Origin of the sequence: Longivirga aurantiaca, assembly GCF_042660085.1 — a bacterium.
GTDB lineage: Bacteria > Actinomycetota > Actinomycetes > S36-B12 > CAIYMF01 > Longivirga > Longivirga aurantiaca.
The window spans coordinates 1408580-1429084 of record NZ_JBHSTI010000008.1 but is presented as its reverse complement, the minus strand read 5'-3'; the positions used below and the strand labels follow the sequence as shown (position 1 = coordinate 1429084).

The following is a 20505-nucleotide window of genomic DNA, read 5'->3' as shown; positions in this document are numbered from 1 at the left end:
TACGCACCGAAGTGCCACAGAACCCCGGGTTCTGTGGCACTTGCGTGGGTGAGGGCTAGGAGCGATGGACGAGGTGGCGGGTGAGCTCGCCGTCCTCGTCGATGTCCGGCAGGCCTATGTACCCGACGCGCACCAGCACGTCGAGCGACGCCGTGTTGGCCGGATCCACGGTGGCGTGCACCTCGACGAGCCCGAGGGCGTCGTGCGCGTACGCCGTGAGCGCGACGACGAGCTCGGTGCCGAGCCCGCGTCCCCACACGGACGGGTCGAGGGCGTAGACGACCTCCCAGCCGTCGATGCGCTCCCCCGGGCTGGGCTTCACCTCGGCGTGGCCCACCAGCCGGCCGCCCTCACGGACGCACCAGATCGGCCAGGACCCGGCGGGGTAGATCTCGTCGAGCACCTTGGTGAACATCGAGACGGACGCGACCTCGGTCATGGGCTCGCCGTCGCCCATGTAGCACGTGACCGAGTCCTGCCCCAGGAGCGCGACGAACGCGGCGCGGTCGTCCTCGGTGTACGGCGAGAGGGCGAGCCGCGCGGTGCCGAGGCTCGGGGTGCCGTACCCGGTCACACGCGGTAGACGTCGTAGACGCCTTCGACGCCGCGCACGGTCTTCAGCACCGAGCCGAGATGCGTGGCGTCGGCCATCTCGAAGGTGAAGCGCGAGAGCGCGATGCGGTCGCGGGTGGTGCTCACCGACGCCGACAGGATGTTCACGTGCTGGTCGGACAGCGCGCGGGTGACGTCGGACAGCAGGCGCGAGCGGTCGAGCGCCTCGACCTGGATGTTGACGAGGAACACGCTCGTGGCCTTCGGCGACCACGTGACGGGCACGATGCGGTCGGGCTCCTGGCGCAGCGAGGAGATGTTGACGCAGTCCGTGCGGTGCACCGAGACGCCGTGCCCGCGCGTGACGAAGCCGAGCACCTCGTCGCCCGGCACCGGCGTGCAGCAGCGGGCGAGCTTGACCCACACGTCGTCGTCGCCGTCGACCACGATGCCGGGGTCGCCCTGCGGGCGCGCCTTGCCCGTCGCGATCTTGCCCGGCGTGACGACCTCGGCGAGGTCCTCGGTGGCGCCGTCGGTGCCGCCGTGCGCCTGCATGAGCTTCTGCACGACCGCCGTCGCCGACACGCGGCCCTCGCCGACCGCGGCGTAGAGCGCGGTGACGTCGGACATGTGCAGGTCGGCGAGCAGGCCCTGCAGCGCGCCGGGTGACAGCAGCCGGTGCAGCGGGAGGCCGGCCTTGCGCATCGCACGCGTGATCGACTCCTTGCCGGACTCGACCGCCTCCTCGCGGCGCTCCTTGGAGAACCAGGCCTTGATCTTCGAACGGGCGCGCGGGCTCTTGACGAACTGCAGCCAGTCGCGGTTCGGGCCTGCGTTCTCCGCCTTCGAGGTGAACACCTCGACTGCGTCGCCCGAGGTGAGCGACGACTCGAGCGGCACGAGCTTCCCGTTGACGCGCGCGCCGACGCAGCGGTGCCCGACCTCGGTGTGGACGGCGTACGCGAAGTCGACCGGCGTCGAACCGCCCGGCAGCGCCACGACGTCGCCCTTCGGCGTGAAGACGAACACCTCGTTGGAGGCGAGGTCGTAGCGCAGGGAGTCGAGGAAGTCGTCCGGGTCCTCGGTCTCGCGCTGCCACTCGAGCAGCTGGCGCAGCCAGCCCATGTCGTCCGGGCCCTGCTTGCCGCCGACGCTCCCCTGCTTGTAGCGCCAGTGCGCGGCGACGCCGTACTCCGCGGCCCGGTGCATGTCCATGGTGCGGATCTGCAGCTCGACCGGGCGGCCGGTCGGCCCGATGACGGTCGTGTGCAGCGACTGGTACATGTTGAACTTGGGCATCGCGATGAAGTCCTTGAACCGGCCGGGGACCGGGTTCCACCGCGAGTGGATGACGCCGAGGACCGCGTAGCAGTCGCGCACCGACTCGACCAGGATGCGGATGCCGACGAGGTCGTAGATGTCCGCGAAATCGCGGCCCCGCACGATCATCTTCTGGTAGACGGAGTAGTAGTGCTTGGGCCGGCCCGTCACCGTGTGCTTGATCTTCGCGTCGTCGAGGTCCTTCTCGACCGCCTCCTTGACCGCGGTCAGGTAGCTGTCGCGCTCCGGCGCGCGCTGCCCGACGAGGCGCACGATCTCGTCGTACATCTTCGGGTACAGCGTGGCGAACGCGAGGTCCTCCAGCTCCCACTTCATGGTGTTCATGCCCAGGCGATGGGCGAGGGGCGCGTAGATCTCGAGCGTCTCGCGCGCCTTCTGCTCCTGCTTGGCCGGCGGCATCCAGCGGAGCGTGCGCATGTTGTGCAGGCGGTCGGCGAGCTTGATGACGAGCACGCGGATGTCGCGCGCCATCGCCACGACCATCTTGCGGACCGTCTCGGCCGCGGTGGCCTGGCCGTACTTCACCTTGTCGAGCTTGGTGACGCCGTCGACCAGCGCCGCCACCTCGTCGCCGAAGTCCTCGCGCAGCGCGTCGAGGGAGTACTCGGTGTCCTCCACCGTGTCGTGCAGCAGCGCGGCGGCGAGGGTCGGCGGGGTCATGCCGAGCTCGGCGAGGATCGTCGCCACGGCCAGCGGGTGCGTGATGTACGGGTCGCCGCTGCGCCGGTGCTGGTCGCGGTGGAGGTACGCCGCCCGCTCGTACGCGAGCTCGAGCACCTTGAGGTCGGCCTTGGGGTGGAACTGCCTGACGGTGCGCAGCAGGGGCTCGAGCTCGGGGTGCGCGCTCGACCGGTTGCCGCCGCGACGGGCCGAGATCCGCGGGAGCAGCGAGCGCCGGCTGGTGGCCTCGTACGCAGGGCTGACCGGTTGCGGCTGGGCAGCCGTAGTCGCAGCGGGCGCCGCGGCGCCCGGCTTCGCTACGACGTCCTCGGCCACCCGACCTCCTCGCACGCTGCGACCGCTGGTCGCGTCAGTCTACGGGCGGAGCGCTGCGAGCGCGGGTCGGGTGCCGGCACGCCTCACAGGTAGCGGAACGCCACCATCGCCCCGATCACAGCGATGAGCAGCAGCGCCACGGCGGTGTCGGCGCCGAGCCGCACCCAGCGCTCCACCGTCTCCTGGTGCCGCCCGAAGGTGATGGTGCGGTCGAGGATGTTCACGCGGGTGATCGAGGTGAAGACGAGCGTGGTCGCCACCGTCACGAGCAGGCACCACGGGCAGAGCGACCCGATCACGAAGTAGGCCTGCAGGAACAGCCAGTAGGCGAAGGCGATGGCGATCGTGTACAGCGCGTGCGCCCCCAGCATGAACCGGCGCGGGAAGCGCACGCCCGACAGGGACGCGAGCGCGATCGTGATGACGACCGACTCGAAGATCAGGCCGAGGTAGGCGTTGGGGAATCCGAGCAGGGTCGCCTGCCACGACTCGGCCACCGTGCCGCAGGAGATCTTGCTGTTGACGTCGCACGAGAAGATCGCATCGGGGTCCTTGGCCAGCAGCCAGGCCTCGACCGACAGCACGAGCGCGGCGGCCAGCGAGGCGATGCTCGACAGCAGCATCTCGACGTACGTCCAGCGGTGCCGCACCTCGAACACGGGCCCCGGCAGGGGGTCGCTCACAGCCACTGGCGGTCCTCCGTCGTACGACGAAGATGCCTCCGCCGGTCGCGACGAGCGTACCTGGAGGGCACGTGCGGATCCCTGCAGGATGTGGCGGGTCGGGGCGTGATGGTTCAGACAGCGCGGAGCGCGATGACCGGCACGTCGAGCCGCTCACGACCGCCCAGGGCGGGCAGCTCGAGCAGGCACACGAGCGCGAGCACCTCGGCCCCGGCCGCGCGCAGCAGGTTGACCGCGGCAGCAGCTGTGCCACCGGTGGCGAGGACGTCGTCGACGAGCACCACGCGGTGGCCGGACGCCACGGCGCCCACCTGCACCTCGAGCGTGGCCTGGCCGTACTCGAGGTCGTAGCTCTCGGCGTGCACGTCGCCGGGCAGCTTGCCCTCCTTGCGCACCGGCACGAACCCGACGCCGAGCCCGACCGCCAGCGGCGCCCCGAGGATGAACCCGCGGGCCTCGACGCCCGCGACGAGGTCCGCGCCGTGGACCCCGGCTGCCGTCAGCGCAGTCGCGATCCCCTCGACCACCGCGGGGATGCCGGCCGGGTCGGCCAGCAGCGGCGTGATGTCGCGGAAGACGACGCCCGGCACCGGCCAGTCGGGGATCGATCGAATGCGGGTGTCGAGCAGGGCCTCGAGCTCGGCCATCAGCGCTTCTTGCGCTGCTGCCGCGGGACGTTGCGCTTGGGCTGCTGGCGCGGCCCGGCGGGTGCCACGGTCTGCGGTGACGCGAGCTGCTCGGCCACGGTCTGCCCGTCGGCCTCCGCCTCGGTCTCCTCGACCACGGCGGTCGCCGTGCCACTGCCGGCAGGGCGACGACGTGCACGCGAGTCGAGCCCGGCGCGCCGTGCCTCGACCCGGGCGGCGAGCGCCTTCATCTCGGGTCGGCGCTCCTGCAGCTGGCAGGCCACCGGCGTCGCGATGAAGATCGACGAGTAGGTGCCCGCAGCCGTGCCGATGAAGAGCGCGAGCGCGAGGTCCTTCAACGTGCCGGCGCCGAGCAGGCCGACGCCGATCACGAGGATCGCCGCGACGGGCAGCAGGGCCACGATCGAGGTGTTGATCGAGCGCACCAGGGTCTGGTTGAGGGCGAGGTTCGCGGCCTCGCTGTACGTCGCGCGGTTGCCGGACGTGATGTTGCGGGTGTTCTCCCTGACCTTGTCGAACACGACGACCGTGTCGTATAGGGAGAAGCCGAGGATCGTGAGGACACCGATCACCGTCGCTGGGGTCACCTCGAAGCCGGTGAGGGCGTAGATGCCGATCGTGATGACGAGGTCGTGCAGCAGCGCGACGAGCGCCGCGACCGCGAGCCGCCACTCGAAGTAGAACGACAGGAAGATCACGACGAGCACGAGGAAGGCGACAAGGCCCTGCACTGCGCGCTGGGTGATCTCCGCGCCCCACGACGGCCCGACGAGCTGGACGCCGATGTCGGCGACCGGTGCGCCGAGGTCGTCCGACAGCTGCTGGGTGACCGCGGCAGACTCGGTCGGCGTGAGCGCCGGCGTCTGGATGCGCAGCACCCCCTGGCCGACCTCGGTGACGATCGGGTCCTGGATGCCTGCGGCCTCCGCGGACGCGCGAGCGTCCTCGACGGTGGCGGTCGTGCCGGGCACCCGGAACTCCGAGCCGCCCCGGAACTCGATGCCGAGGTTGAGGCCCCGGCCGAACAGGCCGACGAGCGCGAGCACCAGGATCACGCCGGAGAGGGCGTACCAGCGGCGACGCTTGCCGACGAAGTCGTACGAGACCTCGCCGCTGTAGAGGCGGTGCGCCAGAGAACCGAGTCGGGTGGGCATCAGGACTCCTTGGAGGCGGCGCGGCTCGCGGCCAGGGTCTGGCGGGGGGCGTCGTCGGAGATGGTCTGCTTCACGCCCAGCCGGTCGGGTGACAGGCCGGTCCACGGCTTGCCGGAGGTGAACGCCTTGTTGCGCATCAGGATCTGCACGAGCGGCCGGGTGAACAGGAAGGCGACCGCGACGTCGACCAGGGTCGTCAGACCGAGGGTGAACGCGAAGCCGCGGACGCTGCCGACGGACAGGAAGTACAGGACGACGGCGGCGAGCAGCGACACGAAGTCGGCCGCAAGGATCGTGCGCCGTGCGCGGATCCAGCCGAGATCGCCGGCCTGGCGGTGCGTGCGACCCTCGCGGATCTCGTCGCGGATGCGCTCGAAATACACGACGAACGAGTCGGCCGTGATTCCGATCGCCACGATGACACCCGCGACACCCGCGAGCGACAGCGTGAAACCGATCTGCCGGCCGAGGATCACGATCAGCGTGTAGGTGATGACCGCAGCCACGAGAAGCGACGCCACCGCCACCAGGCCGAGGGCCCGGTAGTAGAGGCAGAGGTAGACCACCACGAGCAGCAGGCCGAGCGCACCGGCGATGAGGCCGGCGTCGAGCTGGTCCTGACCGAGGGTGGGCGAGAGCTGCTCGACCGACGACACCTTCAGGGCGACGGGCAGCGAGCCGTACTTCAGCACGTTGGCGAGGGCCTTGGCCTCCTCCGCGGTGAAGCTGCCGGTGATGACCGCGTTGCCGCCGAGGATCGCCTGCGAGACGTACGGCGCGGACTGCACGAGGCCGTCGAGCGTGATCGCGAACTGGTTCTGCGGCGACGGGTTCTGGGCGAGCTGGCCGGTCACCTCGGCGAACTGGGTGGCCCCGTCCGGGGTGAAGGTGAGCTGAACCTCCCAGCCGACGCCCTGCTGGGCGATGGTGGCCTGGGCGCTGGCGATCTCGGTGCCCTCGACCGCTGCCGGGTCGAGCAGGTACTTGAGCGAGCCGTCGTCCTGGCACGTCGCGATGAACTTCTTGGGGTCGGCCGGGCCGCCCTGGGTGGCGCCGGGCGCGAGGCAGTCGAGCGCGACGTACTTCGCCTGGAAGGCGGCGTCGTTCGTGGCCGACTGGATCGGCGGGAGGTCCCCGGCCGCGGCGGTGCCCGACGCGCTCGGGCTCGGCGAGGCCGAGGCGGTCGGCGTGGCGCTGCCGGAGGCCGCCGTCTGCGGCAGCGGGGCGCCGTTGGCCGACGCCGAGGGCGAGGCGCTGGGGCTGGCCGAGGCGCTGGCGCTCGGGGAGGCGCTGCTGCTGCCGGAGGCCGAGGAGGACGGCGACGGCGACGGGCTCCCACTCGGCGCGACCTGCGGCGAGCCGAAGTCGATGGCCAGCACCGGCCGGAAGTCGAGCTTGGCGGTGGTGGCGAGCGAGTCGAGCACCGCCTGGTTGGTGACGCCCGGGATGGAGACGACGATGGTCGCGTTGGAGCCGGACCCCTGGGTGGTCACCTCCGACTCGGCGACGCCGAAGCCGTCGACGCGCTGGCGGATGATCTCCACCGTCTGCTTGAGCTGGTCGTCGGTGATCGCGCCACCACCGTCGGCGGAGGTCGGGGTGAGGATCACCTGGGTGCCGCCGCGCAGGTCGAGCCCGAGCTTCGGCGTGTGGCTCTGGCCGGGCCAGAGCGTCCACACGACGAGGCCGAGGATCACGAGGCCGAGGATCACGAGGGTGCGGCCGGGCCGCGCGCTCGCCTGGGTCGGTGCTGCCACCGTGGTGTCTCCTGTGCGTCCAGCCCGGGGACTCCCCCAGGTGGTGGACCGTCGTGCCCGCTGAACGGGACCCGTTGCCGCGGCCGGAGCCGCTGTGGACCGTGCGGGCCACGAGGACCCGCGCGGGCACAGGCCCCGCGAGGGTCCCGTGCCCGAGAAGTATGGACGACCCGGAGGGCTTCTCCGGACCGCGGGTGGCTAGGAGCCGGCCGTGTCGCCCTCGATGATCGACGGGCGGCTCTCCTCCGGGGTTCCCGCAACGGCGTCGGGTGCGGCCGGGTCGAGCACCTTGGCCACCGCGGCGGCCACGTAGCGCACGGTGACCCCCGGCGCGATCTCGAGCAGCACGTCGTCGCCGTCGAGGGCCTCGACCGTGCCGAACAGCCCGGCCGTCGTCATGATCCGGACGCCCGGGGCCAGCTTGGACACCGTCTCGCGCTGGGCCGCCTGGCGGGCCCTGGTCGGGCGCAGGATGAGGAAGTAGAACGCCGCGGCGATCAGGAGCAGCGGGAGCAGGGCGCTGATGTTCTGCGGCACGACGGGGATCCTTCACTCGGAGCGACGGAGGGTCCCGACGCGTCCAGGTGAGTCTAAGCGCTCGGCGCCGTGCCCTCGTCCTCGTCGAACGGGAGCAGCGCGGCCGCCGATCCGGCCGGTGCGCGCAGCCCGAGGTGCCCCCACGCGGCGGCGGTGGCGATCCGGCCGCGCGGCGTGCGGGCCAGCAGCCCGGCGCGCACGAGGAAGGGCTCGCACACCGTCTCGACGGTCTCGGACTCCTCCCCCACGGCGACGGCGAGCGTGGACAGACCCACCGGCCCGCCGCCGAACTTGGTGAGCAGCGCGGTGAGGACGGCGCGGTCGAGCCGGTCGAGGCCGATCTCGTCCACCTCGTACAGCGTGAGCGCCGCGTGGGCGACCTCGAGGTCGACATGGCCGTCGGCCCGCACCTGCGCGAAGTCGCGGACGCGTCGCAGCAGGCGGTTGGCCACACGGGGCGTGCCCCGGCTGCGCCCGGCGATCTCGACCGCGGCGTCAGCGGCCAGCGGCACGTCGAGCAGCGCGGCGCTGCGGGCGAGGATGAGCTCGAGGTCGGACGCGTCGTAGAAGTCCATGTGCGCGGTGAACCCGAACCGGTCGCGCAGCGGGCCCGGCAGCAGACCCGCCCGGGTGGTGGCGCCGACGAGGGTGAACGGCGGCAGTTCGAGCGGGATGGCCGTGGCGCCCGGGCCCTTCCCCACGATGACGTCGACCCGGAAGTCCTCCATCGCGAGGTAGAGCATCTCCTCCGCGGCGCGGGACATGCGGTGGATCTCGTCGAGGAACAGCACCTCGCCGGGCACGAGGCTCGACAGCACCGCCGCGAGGTCGCCGGCGTGCTGCAGCGCCGGGCCGCTCGTGACGCGCAGCGGCATCCCCAGCTCGGCGGCGATGATCATCGAGAGCGTGGTCTTGCCGAGGCCGGGCGGCCCGGCGAGCAGCACGTGGTCGGCGGCCCGCCCGCGGGCGGTGGCCGCCTCGAGCACGAGCCCGAGCTGGTCCTTGACCCGCTGCTGGCCGATGAAGGTGTCGAGCGTCCGCGGCCGCAGGGCCGACTCGAGCGCCGCCTCCTCCGAGCCCGCCTCGGGTGCGAGCAGGCGGTCGTCGTGCGACGCGTCGTACGAGCCGTCGTCGTAGGTCATGCGCGGTCCAGCGAGCGCAGGGCGAGGCGCAGCACGGTGGCGACGTCGGCGTCGGGGGCGACGTCCTCTGCCACCGCGGCCACGGCGGCGTCCGCCTCACGGGCCGACCAGCCGAGGCCGACGAGGGCGGAGTGCACCGGGCCCTGCCAGGCCGGGCCGCCGTGCGCGCCGGGGGTGAGGTCGACGGTGGTGCCCGTGGGCGCGCCGAGCTTGTCCTTGAGCTCGAGCACGAGCCGCTGGGCGCCCTTCTGCCCGACGCCGGAGACGCGGGTGAGCGCCTTCACGTCCTCGGTGGCGATCGCGAGCCGCAGGGAGTCGGGCGTGTGCGCGGCCAGGAGCGCCTGGGCGAGGCGGGGGCCGACGCCGGAGACCGACTGGAGCTTGTCGAACACGGCCCGCTCGTCGGCGTCGCCGAAGCCGAACAGGGTCATGGAGTCCTCGCGCACGACCATGGCCGCGGCGAGGGTGGCCTCGTGCCCGACCCGCAGCTCGGCCAGCGTGCGGGGAGTGCACAGGAGCTCGTAGCCGACGCCGGAGACGTCGAGCACCGCGCTGCCGGCGCCGACGGTCACCACGGTGCCGCGCACGAAGGCGATCACGAGGCGCCCCGTACGGGGCCGACGGCGACGCGGCGGCCGGGGGCGGGACGGGCTGCGGAGGCGGACGAAGGGATGCGCGACCTCGGCGCCGCAGCCGCCGCGGCCGCCAGGCGGGCCGAGGAGTCCCCGCGCCACAGGTGGCAGATCGCCAGCGCCAGGGCGTCGGAGGCGTCGGCGGGCTTGGGCATGGCGTCGAGCCCGAGGAGTCGCATCACCATGAGGGCGACCTGGTCCTTGTCGGCCCGGCCCTGCCCGGTGACGGCGGCCTTGACCTCGCTCGGCGTGTGCAGCGCGACCGGGATGCCGCGGCGGGCAGCGGCGGCGATCGCGAGAGCCCCTGCCTGGGCGGTGCCCATCACCGTGCGGACGTTGTGCTGGGCGAAGACGCGCTCGACCGCGACCGCGTCGGGACGGGTGGCGTCGAGGATGGCCTCGATCCCCTGCTCGATCGCGAGCAGCCGGCTCGCGAGGTCGAGGTCGGCCGAGGTGCGCACGACCTCCACGCGCACGAGGCTCACCCGCCGCCCGGGCGCGCCGTCGACCACGCCCACGCCGCAGCGGGTGAGGCCGGGGTCGACACCGAGCACGCGCACGCGACGTCCCTCCGGGGCGCTGGAGCACGGGCACGCCGCCCGTACAGGTGTTCGGATCGTACCCGCGAACCCCCGACGTGCCGCCGCGCCACGCCGGATCAGGCGTCGAGCGACTCCATGATCTCGTCGCTCACGTCGAAGTTGGCGAAGACGTTCTGGACGTCGTCGCTGTCCTCGAGTGCGTCGATGAGCCTGAACATCTTGCGGGCGCCGTCCTCGTCGAGGGGCACCTGCATGCTCGGCAGGAAGGGCGTGTCGGCCGACTCGTAGTCGATGCCGGCGTCCACGAGCGCCGTGCGGACCGCCACGACGTCGGACGCGGCCGAGACGACCTCGAACGACTCCCCGAGGTCGTTGACCTCCTCCGCACCGGCGTCGAGCACGGCCGCGAGCACGTCGTCCTCGGACTGGCCGTTCTTCGGCACGATGACCACGCCGCGGCGCGAGAAGAGGTACGAGACCGAGCCCGGGTCCGCCATCGAGCCGCCGTTGCGGGTCATGGCGACACGCACCTCGGCGGCCGCGCGGTTGCGGTTGTCGGTGAGGCACTCGATGAGCACCGCCACGCCGTTGGGGCCGTAGCCCTCGTACATGATCGTGGCGTACTCGGCGCCGCCCGCCTCGGCACCCGAGCCGCGCTTGACCGCGCGGTCGATGTTGTCGTTGGGGACCGAGCTCTTCTTGGCCTTGTAGATGGCGTCGTAGAGCGTCGGGTTGGCCGCGGGGTCGCCGCCGCCGGTCCGCGCCGCCACCTCGATGTTCTTGATCATCTTGGCGAACAGCTTGCCGCGCTTGGCGTCGATCGCGGCTTTCTTGTGCTTGGTGGTCGCCCACTTGGAGTGGCCGCTCATGCCTGCTCTCTCACCATCTCGACGAAGTACTCGTGCACACGGGTGTCCCCGGTCAGCTCGGGGTGGAAGGAGGTCGCGAGCAGGTGACCCTGCCGGACCGCCACGATCTTACCGGCGGCGGGGCCCGACGGGACCGTACCGAGCACCTCGACCGCGTCGCCGGCCCGCTCGACCCACGGGGCGCGGATGAACACCGCGTGCATGGGCGCTGGGCCGAACGCCGGGATGTCGAGGTCGGCCTCGAAGGAGTCGACCTGGCGCCCGAAGGCGTTGCGGAGCACGGTGACGTCGAGGCCGCCGATCGTCTCCTGGTCGGTGCGGCCGCCCTCGATCCGGTCGGCGAGCATGATCATCCCGGCGCACGAGCCGTACGCCGGGAGCCCGCCCCGCACGAGGGCGCGCAGCGGCTCCATGAGCCCCCAGCGCAGCGCGAGGTTGCTCATCGTGGTCGACTCCCCGCCGGGCACCACGAGGGCGTCGATCCCGTCGAGGTCCTCCACGGTGCGGATCCGCCGCGTGGCGACCCCGCACGCAGCGAGGGCGTGCTCGTGCTCGCGGAAGTCGCCCTGGAGGGCGAGGACCCCGACGAGGGCGTCAGCCCCGGTCGGAGCGGAGATCACCAGCCACGGTCCTCGAGACGGTGGTGCACCGGGATGTCGGCCACGTTGATGCCGACCATCGCCTCGCCGAGGCCGCGGCTCACCTTGGCCACGATCGACGCGTCGTCGTAGTGCAGCGTGGCCTGGACGATCGCGTTGGCGCGCTCGGCCGGGTTGCCGCTCTTGAAGATGCCGGAGCCCACGAAGACGCCGTCGGCGCCGAGCTGCATCATCATCGCCGCGTCGGCCGGGGTGGCGATGCCGCCCGCGGTGAACATCACGACGGGCAGGCGGCCCAGGCGCGCGGTCTCCACGACCAGCTCGTACGGCGCCTGCAGCTCCTTGGCCGCGACGTACAGCTCGTCCTCGGCCATCGAGGAGAGGCGGTTGATCTCGGCACGGATGGTGCGCATGTGCTTGGTGGCGTTGGAGACGTCGCCAGTGCCTGCCTCGCCCTTGGACCGGATCATCGCCGCGCCCTCGTTGAGGCGGCGCAGCGCCTCGCCGAGGTTGGTGGCGCCGCAGACGAACGGCACGGTGAAGGGCCACTTGTCGATGTGGTGGGCGTAGTCGGCCGGGGTCAGGACCTCGGACTCGTCGATGTAGTCGACGCCGAGGCTCTGCAGCACCTGCGCCTCGACGAAGTGCCCGATCCGGGCCTTGGCCATCACCGGGATCGAGACCGCCGCGATGATGCTGTCGATCATGTCGGGGTCGCTCATCCGGGAGACGCCGCCCTGGGCGCGGATGTCGGCGGGGACGCGCTCGAGGGCCATGACGGCCACCGCGCCGGCGTCCTCGGCGATCTTGGCCTGCTCCGCCGTGACGACGTCCATGATGACGCCGCCCTTGAGCATCTCGGCCATCCCGCGCTTCACGCGGGCGGTGCCGGTCTCGGAGACGGTGGGCTCGGGCTGGACGGACATGAGGACCTCGGGTCAGTCGGGTTCGGCCCCGGTCGGGGCCCGTCTGGGCTGACGCCGGATCGGCGTCCGGTGCTCAGGATACCGGCCCGGGCGATCGGCGCTTCCGGGCCCGTCGGGAGCAGCCGCCGGAGGGGGCGCTCCGGCCTGGAGGGTGCGGCCTAGGCCATCGAGATGGGCGTTCTCCTGTTCACGAGCACCACCCAGACCTGGCCGGGCGCGAACGGCACGACCTGGCCGTCGGCGCCCACGAAGGTGGTCGGAGCCTTCTTGCCGGCCCGCGTCCAGGTGACCTTGTACGCCTTGCCGTTGCGGAAGACCCAGCCCTTGCCCGTGCCGATCGTCTCCTCCTTCGGCGTACGCCCGCCGAACTTGTCGCCGAAGCCGGAGTCGTACTGCTTCACGTACTGGACGACGACCGTCGTCGCGCGCTGCGTGCCGCCCTCGGTGGCGCGAGCGGGCCTGCCGTTGAGCCGGACGTCGTACCCGCCGCTCTTGACGTTCCACACGAACTGCGCGCTCGACGACGGGTACTGCGCGGTGACCTTGGCCACGGCCTTGCCGCCGTCGGGGGCGCTCTTGGCGAACGTGAAGCCGATGCTCGGCGCCTCGGAGGCGGTCTTGGCGCGGGCGATGAGCTTGTCCGGCTGGCCCATGAAGTTGTACGGCGCCCGGCGGCTGCCGTCGCGGTAGTAGCCGTAGGGCCCCTTGTCGCCGCTGACGTCGATCAGGGCGCTGGCCGCGATGTAGGGCTTGAGCTTCTTCTGGGCGCCCGAGTAGGCGAACGCCGGGGTGCCGTAGTTGGCGAACAGGTCGAGGTCGGAGATCCGGGCGCTGCGCACCGGTCCGACGGTCTTCGGCAGGTCGGTGGCGAACACGGCCGCGAGGCGGGTCAGGCCGTACTCGACCTCCTCGACGTAGACGACGTCGGCCTTCTTCAGACCGGAGTGGGGCTGGGCGTTCGGGGTGTTGTCGAACTTGACGATGAGCGTCGGCTTGCCGGCGCCGCCGGCGCGGCCCGACAGCGGCGAGGCGTCGGCGGGCATCCCGTCGGTGGGCGTGGCCTCGGGCGTGGCCGTGTCCGCGGTCTGGGTAGGGGCGGCCGACCCCGAGGAGGAGCCGCTCGCCGCGGGCGCCGAGGGGTCCCCGCCCGAGCACCCCGTGAGCACGAGGGCCGCTGCCACGAGGGCGGTCGCTGCCGTGGTGATGGTCGAACGTCGCGCCCGCACGTGTCTCAGACTCCCGGATCGGCGGCCCGGCATCGAACATGCGGGCTCGTCTGCGACTGTAAACCGGCGAGGGTCAGCGAGTCGCCAGGCCCGCAGGGGGCGTGTCGTCGAAGTCGACCGGCGCCGGCAACGGTGTGTGACCGGCGAGGCGGAACCAGCGCGAGATGCGGCGGTGCCGCAGCTCCAGGCAGCTGCGCACGACGTCGTTGTGGAACCGGCGGGCGAGCTCGACGCGCCGGCAGGCCACCGCGAGCTCGTCGAGCAGCTGGTCGGCCACGGCGGCGTCCGACCCGGCCCCCTCGACGACCTCGTCGACGTCCTCCCGCGTCTCGAACACGGTCCCGAGCGTGCGCGTGAGCTCGCTCTCCACCAGCGACCGGTGCGCGTCGTCGTCGGCGTCCATGACGAAGGCCGACTGCGCCGCGGACGACAGCACCAGGGCCGAGGCCGGGTCCAGCAGCCCGGACGACGCGAGGTCCTGGGTGGCTGCCACCCGGCGGAGCAGCTGCGCGTCGAGCGCGGCGTGGGCCGTCTCGATCTTGCGGTGCAGGCGGTCGAGGCGCCCGGCGAGCGAGGACAGGTAGACCGTGATCGCGCCGAGGACAACCACGACGACGAGCAGGTCGGTGAGCCACACGAGGTCCACGGTCAGCCACCCCCTCGGGCGAGCCTGCCGACGAGCTGGCCGCGCAGGTCCTCGGACACCTTCTCGCCGGTCACGGTCACCGACTCGTACACCTCGACCACCCGCTTCGCGACGGTCTCCCAGTCGAACTCGCGGGCGCGCAGCAGCCCCTCGCGGGACAGGCGCTCCCGCTCCTCCACGTCGTCCAGCAGCGCGATGGCCGCGCGGGCGAGGTCCTCGGGGTCCTCGTTGGCGAACGCGGCGCCGGCGCGACCCTCGTCGGTGACCCGGCGGAAGGCCTCGAGGTCGCTCGCGAGCACCGGGGTGCCGCTCGCCATGGCCTCGAGCAAAACGATGCCGAAGCTCTCGCCGCCGGTGTTGGGGGCCACGTAGATGTCCGCCGACACAAACGCCCGGGCCTTGGTCTCCTCGGACACCAGGCCGAGGAAGGTGACGTGCTCGGCCACCTCGGGCGGCAGGTCGCCCTCGATCTCCTCCACGTCGCCGGGACCGGCCACGAGCAGCCGGACGTCGGGGTGGGCGGCGATGATGTCGGGCATCGCCGCGAGCAGCACCGGGAGGCCCTTGCGCGGCTCGTCGATGCGGCCGATGAAGAACAGCGCCCCGCCCTCGCCGGGCCAGCCGTCGAGCGGCTCCCCCTCTCCGAACAGCGAGCAGTCGACGCCGTTGGGGATGAGCACGGCGTCGCCGCCCATGTGCTCCACCAGGGTCTGGCGGGCGGCCTCGCTAACCGCGATCCGCGCCGACACCTTCTCGAGCGCGGTCTGGCCGATGGAGAACCCGGCGGCGAGGATCCGCGAGCGGGCCATCGACGAGTGCCACGTGGCCACGATCGGTCCGCGCGCGGCCCAGCACGACAGGATCGACAGGCTCGGCGCGAGCGGCTCGTGGATGTGCAGGACGTCGAACTCGCCCTCACGGATCCAGCGGCGCACCCGCCGCGTGGAGATCGGGCCGATCGCCACCTTGGCCCGTGATCCGTTGTAGGCCACGGACACCGCGCCGCCCGTGGACACGACGTACGGCGGGAGGTCCGTCTCGTCGTCGGCCGGCGTCAGCACGCTCACCTCGTGGCCGAGCCGCTGCAGCGCGACCGCGAGGTCGCGGATGTGCACCTGGACGCCGCCGGGGGCCGACCAGTCGTACGGGCAGACGATGCCGACCTTCATGCCTTCGGCGCCTTCGCCGGATCGAGGTCGTCGACCCAGAGCCGCTGCAGCATGTGCCAGTCGGTCGGGCGCGCACGGATGCTGTCCTCGAAGTTGTCCGCGACGAGCTGGGTGGTGCGGAAGATGCGCCGCGACCGCTCGCCCTCCTGGGGCACGTCGACCGGCGGCTGGAACCGCACGTGGTTGCGGCCGTCCTCGAGGTACAGCGACGCCGTGATCAGAACCGCGCCGGTGTCGACGGCGAGGGCGGCGGGGCCCGCGGGCATCTTGGCCTTGGCGCCGAAGAACTGCACGGGCACACCGGAGTTCGAGAGGTCGCGGTCGCCGAGCAGCGCGACGAGGTTGCCCTCGCGGAGGCGGTCGGCGAGGTAGGGGAAGACCGGCTCGCCGCCGGTGAGCGGGATGACGTCCATCCCGAGGCTGCGACGGTAGGCGAGGAACTTCTCGTACAGGTCCTCGGGCTTGAGCCTCTCCGCGACGGTGACGACGTGCGAGTGCGCGAGGGTCGCCCAGGCGCCCGCGTGGTCCCAGTTGCCCATGTGCGGCAGCGCGACGACCACGCCGCGGCCTGTGGCGAGGCCGTCGGCCAGGTGGTGGTCGTCGATCACCGTGATCGACTCGACGATGCGCTCGCGGCTCCAGCCGGGAAGGCGGAACGCCTCGCACCAGTAGCGCAGGTAGGAGCGCATCGCCTGCTTGGACAGCACGCGGAGCTCGCCCTCGGTGACGTCGGGGCCCACGACGCGGCGGATGTTGGACTCGAGCCGCTGCACGGACGGGCCGCGCCGCGCCCACGAGGCGTCGGCGAGACGCTCGAACGTGGCGTTCGCCGTACGGTCCGGCATCCGCTTGACGACCGCCCAGCCCGCACCGAAGCCCAGGGTGGTGATCTGGTCCATCAGCGCGCTCATGCGGCGTCCTCGGGGGGGAGCACGCGCAGCTGCCGCCGCACGTGCAGGATGCGCTGCCCGACGGTGATCCAGGTGAGCCCCGCGAGGATCCACACCGCTACGGGGAGCACGTAGGGCACACCGAGCCCGGTGAGGAAGGTGGCGACGAGCAGGAGGATCACGCGCTCGGCCCGCTCGGCGATGCCGACGTTGCACTCGACGCCGATGCTCTCGGCCCGCGCCTTCGCGTACGACACGACCCCACCGCCCACGAGGGCCAGGAGGCACGCGGCAGCCGAGAGGGTGTCGCCCGACAGTGCGAGGCCGAGCACCACTCCGCCGAAGATCGCGCCGTCGGCAACCCGGTCGAGGGTGGAGTCGAGGAACGCGCCCCACGGTCCGCTGCGACCCGAGATCCGGGCCATCGTGCCGTCGAGGAGGTCGGCGACGACGAAGGCGGCGATCACGAGGGTGCCGGCCACCCACTGCTGACGTGGGAAGAACCACAGCGCCGCCACGCAGGTGGCAACCGTGCCGATGAGGGTCACGGCGTCGGGCGAGAGGCCGATCCGCAGCAGCCCCTTGGCGACTGGGTCGACGATCCCGGAGACGGCTCTGCGAGCGGCGGCGTTGTTCAGCATGACGGTGACGAGAGTAACGGCGCGCGCATGGTGCGAATCGGTTGCCTCGCGGGGGCCGCAGGAGAAAGGTGTGAGCCAGTGCCGCGCCCCCAGTGCGGCCGAGCCACCGCAACGACGCTGGAGGCGATCGAGATGGCCGACAAGAACACCCCAGGAGCCGCCGGGAGAGCACCGGAGGCCGACCGGCCCGACAGCATTCGCAACGTGGTCCTGGTCGGCCCGTCCGGCTCCGGCAAGACGACCCTCGTCGAGCACCTGCTCGTCGCCGCGGGCACGATCCCGCGTCCGGGCCGCGTCGAGGACGGCAGCACCGTCTCGGACTTCGACGAGGCCGAGCTGCGCCAGCAGCGCTCCGTGGGTCTCGCCCTCGCCCCGCTCGAGTTCGAGGGCGTCAAGATCAACCTCGTCGACACCCCCGGGTACGCCGACTTCGTCGGTGACCTGCGCGCAGGCCTCCGTGCCGCGGACGCCGCCCTCTTCGTGGTCTCGGCCGTCGACGGCGTGGACGCCTCCACGCAGCTGCTCTGGGAGGAGTGCGCGGCCGTGGGGATGCCGCGCGCGGTCGTGATCACCAAGCTCGACAAGGAGCGCGCCGACTTCGACGACGTCGTGGCGATCTGCCAGCGCGTGTTCGGCGACGGCGTGCTCCCGCTCTACCTGCCGATGTCCGCGGACGACGGCAGCGTCGCGGGATTCATCGGGCTGCTCTCCCAGCAGGTGTACGACTACTCCTCCGGTGCCCGGTCGCAGCGCGACCCGGACGCGGAGCACCTGCCGCTCATCGAGAGCGCCCGCGGCAACCTCATCGAGGGGATCATCGCCGAGTCCGAGGACGAGTCCCTCATGGACCGGTACATCGCCGGCGAGGACCTCGACCTCGACACGCTCATCGCCGACCTCGAGACCGCGGTGGCCCGGGGCTCGTTCTACCCGGTGCTGGGCACGGCGACGTCGCCCACGGGCTACGGCACCACCGAGCTCCTCGAGCTGATCGTCCGCGGGTTCCCGTCCCCGCTCGAGCACCCGCTGCCCTCGGCCACCGCTCCCGACGGCTCGCCCCGCGACCCGCTCGCCTGCGACGTCGACGGCCCGCTGTGCGCCGAGGTCGTCAAGACCACGACCGACCCGTACGTCGGCCGCATCTCGCTCGTGCGCATCTTCAGCGGCACGCTCCGGCCGGACGCCGTGGTGCACGTGTCGGGCCACTTCGCCCCGGACCGCGGCCACGAGGACCACGACGTCGACGAGCGCGTCGGCTCCCTGTCGAGCCCGCTCGGCAAGACGCAGCGCACGGTGACGCACGCCGTCGCGGGCGACATCGTCGCGGTGGCCAAGCTGGGCCGCGCCGAGACCGGCGACACGCTGTCGGAGAAGGAGCGCCCGCTGCTCGTCGAGCCGTGGGTCATGCCCGACCCGCTGCTCCCCGTGGCGATCGTCGCGCACTCCAAGGCCGACGACGACAAGCTCGCCCAGGGCCTCGGCCGCCTGGTGGCGGAGGACCCGACCATGCGCCTCGAGCGCAACCCGGAGACGAACCAGCTCGTGCTGTGGTGCATGGGAGAGGCGCACGTCGACGTGCTGCTCGACCGGCTGCGCAACAGGTACGGCGTCGCCGTCGACTCCGTGCCGCTGCGGGTGTCGCTGCGCGAGACCTTCGCCTCCCCCGGCAAGGGGCACGGGCGCTTGGTGAAGCAGTCCGGCGGCCACGGCCAGTTCGCCGTGTGCGACATCGAGGTCGAGCCGCTCCCGCAGGGCTCCGGGTTCGAGTTCGTCGACAAGGTGGTGGGCGGCTCCGTGCCGCGCCAGTTCATCCCGAGCGTGGAGAAGGGTGTCCGCGCCCAGATGGAGAAGGGCGTCGCGGCCGGCTACCCGGTGATCGACATCCGCGTCACGCTCGTCGACGGCAAGGCGCACTCGGTCGACTCGTCCGACATGGCGTTCCAGCAGGCGGGCTCGCTCGCGCTGAAGGAGGCCGCGGCCGGAGCCAGCGTCTCGCTGCTCGAGCCGGTCGACCGCATCAAGGTGCTCGTCTCGGACGAGTACGTGGGCGCGGTCATGGGCGACCTGTCCGGACGCCGTGGCCGTGTGGGCGGCAGCGAGCCGGTCGGCAGCGGCCGTACGGCGATCACCGCCGACGTGCCGCAGCTCGAGCTCACGCGGTACGCCGTCGAGCTCCGGTCGCTGTCGCACGGCACCGCGACCTTCACGCGCACCTACATCGGCCACGAGGCCATGCCGCCGCAGGTCGCCAAGAAGGTGCAGGAGGAGTCGGCCGCGCACTGAGCGCACCGCCCCCTCACGAACGGGGACAGCAGCAGGGCCCGGACCACCGCACGCGGTCCGGGCCCTGCTGCTCCACCTGTTGACCCCTAGGGTCGATCACGGCAGCTCACCTGCACCGATTGACCCGTACTCGTGATCTGGGGGGGGCCGGGTTCCCGCTCAGGAGGCGCGGGGCATCGCGCAGGCCGGGGTGCCGCCGGGCAGCCGCTGCCGGTTCGCGGCAATCGCGGCGTACACGACGTCGGCCAGCAGCGACACGGGCACGACGTCGGCCACCGTGCCGGCCGCGCGCCACGCGCTGCCCATCGCGCCGCCGATGCTGCGGCCGCCGTGGCGGACCATCGCGGAGATCGCTCGCGCGCCCTCGCTGCGGGTGGTGCGGGGAGCAGCGACGTCCGCGATCCACTGCACCTTCTCGGTGCACTCGCGCTCGGTGAGGCCGAGCGAGTCGAGGTCGGTGAACTGGTACGGCGCGGTCGCGAACGCATCCGGGAAGCGGCGCTCGAACCACCGCACGGACGTGGTGCAGAAGCCGCAGTCGCCGTCGAAGACCAGGAGCGCGCCGGTGCGCAGTGCAGTCGCCGTCATGCCCCGATCCTCCCCCGCCGCCGACGTCCGGGCACCCCGACGCGACCAAGATCACGACTACGGGTCATCCGACGCAGTTGAACCACCGTGATCGACCCAAGGGGTGCATCACGACAGGTGGGGGGGGGTGAGTTCGATCAACCGGGGGCGCTACCAGGCTTCGAGAAGGAGGTCGCGTGTGGTCTCGAGGAGCTGGGGCATGGTCTTGGTGTGGCCGACGACGGGCATGAAGTTGGTGTCGCCTCCCCAGCGCGGCACCACGTGCTGGTGTAGGTGCCCGGCGATGCCGGCACCGGCGATGTGGCCCTGGTTCATACCGATGTTGAAGCCCTGCGCCCCCGACACGGCGCGCAGCGCCCGCATCGTGCGCTGCGTGAACGTCGCGAGCTCCGCGACCTCGCCGTCGGCGAGGTCGGTGTAGTCGGCGACGTGCCGGTACGGGCACACCATCGTGTGCCCCGCGTTGTACGGGTACAGGTTGAGCACGGCGTACACGTGCTCGCCGCGAGCGACGACGAGGCTCTCCTCGCCGTCGATCCCCGGGGCGCGGCAGAACGCGCACTCGTCACCGGCGTCGGTGTGCGTGGGTTTGTTCTCGCCCTTGATGTACGCCATCCGGTGCGGGGTCCAGAGCCGGTCCCACGCGTCGCTCCCCGGCGGCACGCCCGGTCCCTCGGTCATGGCG

At 72.1% G+C, this 20505-nt stretch carries 21 protein-coding genes; 1 reads left to right on the top strand and 20 read right to left on the bottom strand.

The annotated features are described in order from the left end of the window. Positions 1-55: 55 nt before the first annotated feature. From ACFQGU_RS10635 to pgsA, 18 genes are all read right to left on the bottom strand, one after another. A complete protein-coding gene (locus ACFQGU_RS10635; RefSeq protein ID WP_386766456.1) occupies positions 56-574 on the bottom strand; it encodes a GNAT family N-acetyltransferase in 519 nt (172 codons plus the stop codon). Next, positions 571-2889, bottom strand: a complete 2319-nt coding sequence (locus ACFQGU_RS10630; RefSeq protein ID WP_386766454.1) for a RelA/SpoT family protein — start codon at positions 2887-2889, stop codon at positions 571-573. The genes ACFQGU_RS10635 and ACFQGU_RS10630 overlap by 4 nt, the downstream gene beginning before the upstream one ends. An 83-nt stretch (positions 2890-2972) precedes the next feature. Then, a complete protein-coding gene (locus tag ACFQGU_RS10625; protein ID WP_386766452.1) occupies positions 2973-3572 on the bottom strand; it encodes a vitamin K epoxide reductase family protein in 600 nt (199 codons plus the stop codon). A gap of 113 nt (positions 3573-3685) precedes the next feature. Beyond that, entirely contained in the window at positions 3686-4222 is a 537-nt protein-coding gene (locus tag ACFQGU_RS10620; protein WP_386768237.1) for an adenine phosphoribosyltransferase, read from the bottom strand. Beyond that, a complete protein-coding gene (gene secF, locus ACFQGU_RS10615) occupies positions 4219-5373 on the bottom strand; it encodes a protein translocase subunit SecF (protein WP_386766450.1) in 1155 nt (384 codons plus the stop codon). The genes ACFQGU_RS10620 and secF overlap by 4 nt, the downstream gene beginning before the upstream one ends. Further along, positions 5373-7130, bottom strand: a complete 1758-nt coding sequence (secD, locus tag ACFQGU_RS10610) for a protein translocase subunit SecD (protein WP_386766448.1) — start codon at positions 7128-7130, stop codon at positions 5373-5375. Before secD ends, secF begins: the two co-directional genes overlap by 1 nt. Before the next feature lie 198 nt (positions 7131-7328). After that, positions 7329-7667 carry a preprotein translocase subunit YajC gene (yajC, locus tag ACFQGU_RS10605; protein WP_386766446.1) on the bottom strand — a complete coding sequence of 113 codons (339 nt, stop codon included), beginning with the start codon at positions 7665-7667 and terminating at the stop codon, positions 7329-7331. Positions 7668-7720: 53 nt separating this feature from the next. Then, positions 7721-8809 carry a Holliday junction branch migration DNA helicase RuvB gene (gene ruvB / locus ACFQGU_RS10600; protein WP_386766444.1) on the bottom strand — a complete coding sequence of 363 codons (1089 nt, stop codon included), beginning with the start codon at positions 8807-8809 and terminating at the stop codon, positions 7721-7723. After that, positions 8806-9408 (bottom strand): Holliday junction branch migration protein RuvA, encoded by a 603-nt coding sequence (gene ruvA, locus ACFQGU_RS10595; protein ID WP_386766442.1) that lies wholly within the window; start codon positions 9406-9408, stop codon positions 8806-8808. Before ruvA ends, ruvB begins: the two co-directional genes overlap by 4 nt. Next, complete coding sequence (gene ruvC / locus ACFQGU_RS10590; RefSeq protein ID WP_386766440.1) at positions 9405-10001, bottom strand: crossover junction endodeoxyribonuclease RuvC; 597 nt, start codon at positions 9999-10001, stop codon at positions 9405-9407. The genes ruvA and ruvC overlap by 4 nt, the downstream gene beginning before the upstream one ends. Positions 10002-10099: 98 nt before the next feature. After that, positions 10100-10852 (bottom strand): YebC/PmpR family DNA-binding transcriptional regulator, encoded by a 753-nt coding sequence (locus ACFQGU_RS10585; RefSeq protein WP_386766438.1) that lies wholly within the window; start codon positions 10850-10852, stop codon positions 10100-10102. Further along, positions 10849-11469, bottom strand: coding sequence for a pyridoxal 5'-phosphate synthase glutaminase subunit PdxT (pdxT, locus tag ACFQGU_RS10580; RefSeq protein WP_386768235.1), 621 nt, complete (start codon positions 11467-11469; stop codon positions 10849-10851). The genes ACFQGU_RS10585 and pdxT overlap by 4 nt, the downstream gene beginning before the upstream one ends. Further along, entirely contained in the window at positions 11469-12377 is a 909-nt protein-coding gene (gene pdxS / locus ACFQGU_RS10575; RefSeq protein ID WP_386766436.1) for a pyridoxal 5'-phosphate synthase lyase subunit PdxS, read from the bottom strand. Before pdxS ends, pdxT begins: the two co-directional genes overlap by 1 nt. A 158-nt stretch (positions 12378-12535) precedes the next feature. Then, complete coding sequence (locus ACFQGU_RS10570) at positions 12536-13603, bottom strand: DUF3048 domain-containing protein (protein WP_386766434.1); 1068 nt, start codon at positions 13601-13603, stop codon at positions 12536-12538. Positions 13604-13676: 73 nt separating this feature from the next. Further along, positions 13677-14249: a hypothetical protein gene (locus ACFQGU_RS10565; RefSeq protein WP_386766432.1), complete on the bottom strand. Its 573-nt coding sequence runs from the start codon at positions 14247-14249 to the stop codon at positions 13677-13679. 2 nt (positions 14250-14251) lie between these two features. Then, entirely contained in the window at positions 14252-15418 is a 1167-nt protein-coding gene (locus ACFQGU_RS10560) for a glycosyltransferase family 4 protein (RefSeq protein ID WP_386766430.1), read from the bottom strand. Continuing rightward, positions 15415-16329, bottom strand: coding sequence for a phosphatidylinositol mannoside acyltransferase (locus tag ACFQGU_RS10555; RefSeq protein WP_386766428.1), 915 nt, complete (start codon positions 16327-16329; stop codon positions 15415-15417). Before ACFQGU_RS10555 ends, ACFQGU_RS10560 begins: the two co-directional genes overlap by 4 nt. Then, complete coding sequence (gene pgsA, locus ACFQGU_RS10550) at positions 16326-16949, bottom strand: phosphatidylinositol phosphate synthase (protein WP_386766426.1); 624 nt, start codon at positions 16947-16949, stop codon at positions 16326-16328. Before pgsA ends, ACFQGU_RS10555 begins: the two co-directional genes overlap by 4 nt. A gap of 132 nt (positions 16950-17081) precedes the next feature. Here pgsA and ACFQGU_RS10545 point away from each other — a divergent pair, with 132 nt between their 5' ends. Beyond that, positions 17082-19232, top strand: coding sequence for an elongation factor G-like protein EF-G2 (locus ACFQGU_RS10545; protein WP_386766424.1), 2151 nt, complete (start codon positions 17082-17084; stop codon positions 19230-19232). Between the two features lie 159 nt (positions 19233-19391). Here ACFQGU_RS10545 and ACFQGU_RS10540 read toward each other — a convergent pair whose 3' ends face one another. Next, positions 19392-19820 (bottom strand): thiol-disulfide oxidoreductase DCC family protein, encoded by a 429-nt coding sequence (locus ACFQGU_RS10540; protein WP_386766422.1) that lies wholly within the window; start codon positions 19818-19820, stop codon positions 19392-19394. 150 nt (positions 19821-19970) lie between these two features. Beyond that, complete coding sequence (locus tag ACFQGU_RS10535; protein ID WP_386766420.1) at positions 19971-20501, bottom strand: HIT family protein; 531 nt, start codon at positions 20499-20501, stop codon at positions 19971-19973. Positions 20502-20505: the final 4 nt, after the last annotated feature.